At 58.5% G+C, this 5,461-nt stretch carries 3 protein-coding genes; all 3 read right to left on the reverse strand.

Annotated elements, in window-relative coordinates; genetic code table 11:
- Positions 1–1,623 carry an L-glutamate gamma-semialdehyde dehydrogenase gene (gene pruA / locus VGK48_07605; protein ID HEY2381034.1) on the reverse strand — a complete coding sequence of 541 codons (1,623 nt, stop codon included), beginning with the start codon at positions 1,621–1,623 and terminating at the stop codon, positions 1–3.
- 78 nt (positions 1,624–1,701) lie between these two features.
- Positions 1,702–2,661, reverse strand: coding sequence for a peptidyl-alpha-hydroxyglycine alpha-amidating lyase family protein (locus VGK48_07610; protein ID HEY2381035.1), 960 nt, complete (start codon positions 2,659–2,661; stop codon positions 1,702–1,704).
- A 122-nt stretch (positions 2,662–2,783) separates the two neighbouring features.
- Positions 2,784–5,195, reverse strand: a complete 2,412-nt coding sequence (locus VGK48_07615) for a carboxypeptidase-like regulatory domain-containing protein (GenBank protein ID HEY2381036.1) — start codon at positions 5,193–5,195, stop codon at positions 2,784–2,786.
- Positions 5,196–5,461 lie beyond the last annotated feature (266 nt).

Genomic DNA, 5,461 nt, shown 5'->3' on the forward strand with positions numbered 1-5,461 from the left:
TTATTGCTCATTCATGAACGGATATCGGTAATCGGTCGGCGGGACGAAGTTCTCCTTGATCGTCCGGGGGCTTACCCAACGCAGCAGGTTCATCATCGAACCCGCCTTGTCGTTCGTGCCGCTGGCGCGGGCTCCTCCGAAAGGCTGCTGGCCGACGACGGCTCCGGTCGGTTTGTCGTTGATGTAGAAGTTGCCGGCGGCGAATCGCAGGGCACGATTGGCCTCCGCGACAGCGCTCCGGTCGGTGGCAAAGACGCCTCCAGTCAGGCCGTAGGGTGAGGTCTTATCGACGATCGAAAGGGTCTCCGTCCACTGACTGTCCGGATAGACATACAGGCTCACGACCGGCCCGAACAGTTCTTCGCACATGGTGCGATAATCCGGGCGCTTCGCCTGAATCAAGGTGGGCCGGACGAAATAGCCGGCCGAGTCGTCGGTTTCACCTCCGGCCACGATTTGCGCATCGTTCGACTTGCGCGCTTCTTCGATGTATCCGCTGAGCTTTTTGAACGACGCGCGGTCGATGACGGCCCCCATGAAATTCCGGAAGTCCGATACATCGCCCATGGAAATCGAATTTGTGATTTCGATGAGCCGGCTGCCCATTCGCTTCCAGATGCTATCCGGAATATAGACGCGGGAGGCGGCGCTGCACTTCTGGCCCTGGTATTCGAAGCCACCCCGGACGATGGCGGTGGTCAGGGCGTCGGGATCGGCGCTGGGATGAGCAAGAATGAAGTCTTTGCCGCCGGTTTCACCGACAAGGCGCGGGTACGTCCGATAGCTCCTGATGTTGTCGCCGACTGTGCGCCACATGGTTTGAAACACTTCGGTCGAGCCCGTGAAATGGATGCCTGCAAGATCCGGATGATGGAGCAGCACCTCGCTGATCGGACCGGCATTGCCGGGCAGAAAATTGATCACTCCCGGAGGCAGTCCGGCGGCTTCGAATACTTTGAAGATGTAATAGTTGCTGAGAACCGTCGAGCTCGCCGGCTTCCAGATGACACAGTTCCCCATGATTGCCGGCGCCGACGAGAGATTGCCGCCGATCGAGGTGAAGTTGAACGGCGTCACGGTGTAGACGAAGCCTTCCAGGGGCCGGTAGTCCAGCCGATTCCACATGCCCGGAGCGTTCAGCGGCTGGTTGTCGTAGATCTGTTCGGCAAAATGCGCATTGAAGCGCAGGAAGTCGATGGTTTCGCAGACCGCATCGATTTCCGACTGGTGCACGGTCTTGCTTTGATTGAGCATGGTCGAAGCATTGATCACCGGCCGCCAGGTCGAGGCGAGCAGATCCGCGGCCCGTAGAAACACGGCCGCCCGGTCTTCGAAGTTCCAGAAAGCCCATTCACGGCGCGCGTCCGTCGCGGCTTTGACGGCCTGTTCGACTTCTTTGGCGCCGGCTTTGTGCCAGGTCGCAAGCACGTGACCGTGCCTGTGCGGCATCACCTGCGTCGCGGTGTCGCCTGTGCGGACTTCCTTGCCGCCGATGATCAGAGGTATCTCGATACGTTCGGCGGACATCGCCGCCAGCTTATCTTTCAGAGCTTTCCGTTCAGGCGTGCCGGGCGCATAAGAGTAGATAGGCTCGTTGACGGGAACCGGAACCCGATAAGTCATACTTCGACCTCCTGATTCCAGTTTATAGAAGTAGCCAGAAAAAAGTAGAGGGGTGCGCCCCCCTCTACTTTTTTCTGGCTACTTTTTCTTCACGAATTTCTGGACGTTGGCGTTCACGCTGTCGGCGATGAACACTTCACCTTTCGGGCTGACCGCGATCATATGAGCTTCACCGAATTCGCCGAGTCCCTTGCCGGGCTTTCCGGTCGCGCCGAGGACCTTGCCGTCGAGATCGAGTTTCAGGAGCTGGCCGGCAAAGCCGTTCACCATGAAAATATTCTGCGGACCGATGTCCAGTGAAGCCGGGAGACCGGAGTACTTGAGTTCTTTGATGTATTTTCCATCCTGATCGAAGATCTCAATCCGCTGGTTTTCGCGGTCGGTCACCCATAACTGGCCTTTGGCGTCGAAAGCGAGGCCGTGAGCCACGTCGAATTTGCCGGGTTCCTTGCCTTTGCCGCCCCAGGATTTGATGAACTTTCCGGTCTTATCGAACCTCAGAACGCGGGGATCGCCGTTCGCCCCGGGAGTGTGACCCTGCGCGACAAAGATGTCGCCATTGCGGGCGATGGCGACGTCATTGGGTTCGTTCAGGAGATGTGTTGTGTCGTCCCATGCCCCCCGCTGGCCTTTCGTCCCGAGAGTCATCAAGACCTCGCCCTGCGGGCTCAACTTCAGAACCGTGTGTCCGCTGACGTCCGTGGCCCAGATGTTGCCGTCGGCATCGATCCGAAGGCCGTGCGAGCGCGTGAAGAGTCCCTGACCGAACGAGCGGATGAACTTGCCGCTGTTATCGAACTCGTAGATCGACGGGTTCCCGCGGGTCAACACCCAGATGTGACCTTTGGAGTCGAAGGCAACGCTGGCGGCGGCGCCGGCCAGGCTGGTCCCAGCCGGAAAGGTGAAGGGGTCCGGGACGGAGACGTAGTCGAGCTCCGGCGCAGTTTGTGGAATCAACAACGCGGGATCCGATGGACGCTGGGCGAAGACCAGCGTGACTGCCAGCAGGATACCGAGGATGACCGCTCCGATTTTCATCACATACTCCCAAGCGTGGATTTGGCGGAAGTTTACAAGAGGGAAGGAACCACAAGAAGCACAAAAGGCACAAGAGGAGCTCACCCCCTCCTGTGCCTTTTGTGCAGCTTGTGGTTCCTGCTTTATCTGGCTAACGGATTCGGCCGAATCTGGAAGTGCACGATCTTACCCTTCGTGCCCTTGCCGCCTTCGGATTGCCACACGAAGTGTGTCCCGTAGTTGGACCACAGTCCGTGACCTTTCCAGTTCGCCATATTCGGATCATCGATACGTCCGTCCATACCGCGGGCATAGAACCCGAGCGGATACGGAATGCGGAACTTGGTCCATGTGCCGTTTTGAGTGTTCAGAGCCAGCAGCGAATCGGAATTCGAGCCGGTTGCAAATGGTGTATTCGCGCCCATGCCCGATGCGTTGTGCTGGTCCACCCAATTGAAGTACTGGAAGTCCGCCGGGATGTTCGTCCCTTTCAACTTCGGACCGTCGGTCGTGTAGAGCTTCCAGCCTTCTTTGCACTGGCTGCCGTCGTTCTTGGCAGGGCCGTTCAAGTCTTTGCACTTCCGGACATCAAAGCTGGCGAGCTGGCTGCTGGCAGCAAGATCCGTCCAGACAACGCCGTTGCCGTCGATGTCGATACCGCGAGGATCGAAACCGCCTTCCGGAACTTTGAAGATCGTCGTCTTGCAGCTTTCCGGAGGATTGTTGCCAACTTGCAGCCGGACAAGCATACCTGGGAACGGGTTCTCGCTGACGCCCCAAACGGTGTCATCGACCGGGCTGGGGATCACCGAGTAGAGGTTATACCGAACCATCGAATCCAATTTCGGATCATACGGGGCCGCCGCCGCGGCGCCACGTCCGCGGCCTCGGCCTGCTGCGGACCCACCACCTGCGGGGGCTCCGCCACCTGCCGCGGCTGCTCCGCGGGGCGCCGGGGCGCCGCCGCCATTTTCGCCCGCGTACAGGAGTTCGTTACCGCTCAGCTGATTGGTACCGAGATTATTAAAGGGCCGCGTGATCTTGCCGTCGCCGTTGGTGTCGAGGACCTGTCCGCACCAGCCGACCGCGGTACGTTCGGCCTTGAACTCGTCCTTGGTTTCCGCCAAGGTCTTGTCGTACAGCTTCGTGTTGACCCAGCCGAAGATCGGGCCGCTGAGTTCATTGAAGTAGACCGTCTCGTTGGCATCGTTATCGAACTGCAGATGGTGCGTACCGAAGCAGGTTTCAATCAGCTGCCATTTCTGCGTCTTCGGATCGTAGAAGGAGGCCTGGCGTCCGCTGTTCATCAGCGGGAACCAGTCGGCGGACTTGTTGCCCAATGACGCATCGTTGCACCATGTGGGCTCCTGACGGCCGCGAATCTTCGAGGTCGTCCAGACGCGGCCCTTGCTGTCGAGCATCGGGTTGTGCGGATCGGCCGGGTTGTAAGGATTCGGGCATGCCTTGGAATCGGCCGGCACCGGATTGCACCACAGCCACTCGTTGCCCCAGTGCAGGGACGGCATCGCCGGCTTCGGGAAGCGCGACGGAACGTTTGCTCTATCTTCGCGGGTCGGGATGTCGATGGCGAACGTGCTGTTCTCTCTTGGATCCATAACGACCAGCTGGCCATGGCCTGCCGAAACGGCGTATGACGGGCCGCCGGCATTCACTGTCGGATGATTCTTGTCGGTCGAGATCTGATCGTGCATGAACGAATGATCGTCGCCGACATCCCAGAGCGTGGCAACGATGTTGCGTTCAATCCCTGTCGGCCGCTTGGGCGCAGGAGGAACTTCGCCCTTCGCGATTCGATCGGTCCAGTCTGCGAAAACCTTCAACGAACCGTCGTGCCCCATGCCGCTCAACGCGCTGTACATCGAATCGCCGCGGACGCCACCGTGTAAGCGGCGGTCCCAGGCGTCGATGGGCGTCTTGATGTTGGGCTCCGCTGCATAGACGTCGTCCAGCGTGCGCGTCAATTGATTGCCCAGCTGATGGCAGAAATTGCAGTTGGATTTCAGACCATTGACCCATTGATTCTGCGTCAGCATCCTGTTGCCGATGCCGTTGCCCTGGCCTCCCGTACCTGGGAAAAGGTCCTTCGTCGGCGGCGCCATCAGAGACAACCAATAGTCGCCGGGATAGACCTTGGCGGCTTCCTGAGGAGTTTTTGCGCTCATTGCTTTGAGCGTGACGGAGTTTGTTGCAGGCTTCAACGTCTGCGGCGTGGAATCCAGAAGACCGTAACCACGAACCCAGACCTTGTAATTAGCGGCCGGCAGATCCGGAACCAGGAATTTCCCCTGGTCATCCGTTACAACGATCTTAATGAAATTCGTGAGCAGATCCTTTGTTTCTGCAATGACCCAGACGCCGGCTTCGGGGCCTTTGTCACTCTGAACCACGCCTTGAATGATCCCGGTCGGAGCCGGAATATTCCGTTGTGATTGCAGAAGGGCGCTGCTTGGAAACGCTCCCAAACCGGCGAACAGGGCGACCAGCGCAACCGCAAGCACGGCGGTTCTGATGCCCGATCGGGTAGTCGAATTCATACAAACTCCTCCTCTTATATAGCTCTCGGCAACATGTTGACTTTCAGCGCAGCAGTATAGGCGGGGTTGGCGGTTCGATGCAAGGGCACGGGTGGGTAGGGTAGTCCGCCCTGAAACCGTAACTAAGGGACTGCGCATAAATAATTCGGAATTAGATATGCACTTAAGCGTCATTACTCCAAGCTGACAGACCTGAAGAATTCCAAAAGATCCCTGATGGATATTGCGTTGTAGAGCGATTGACGAGCTGGCCCGCATTATGACAC

Source organism: Terriglobia bacterium, assembly GCA_036496425.1.
GTDB lineage: Bacteria > Acidobacteriota > Terriglobia > 20CM-2-55-15 > 20CM-2-55-15 > 20CM-2-55-15.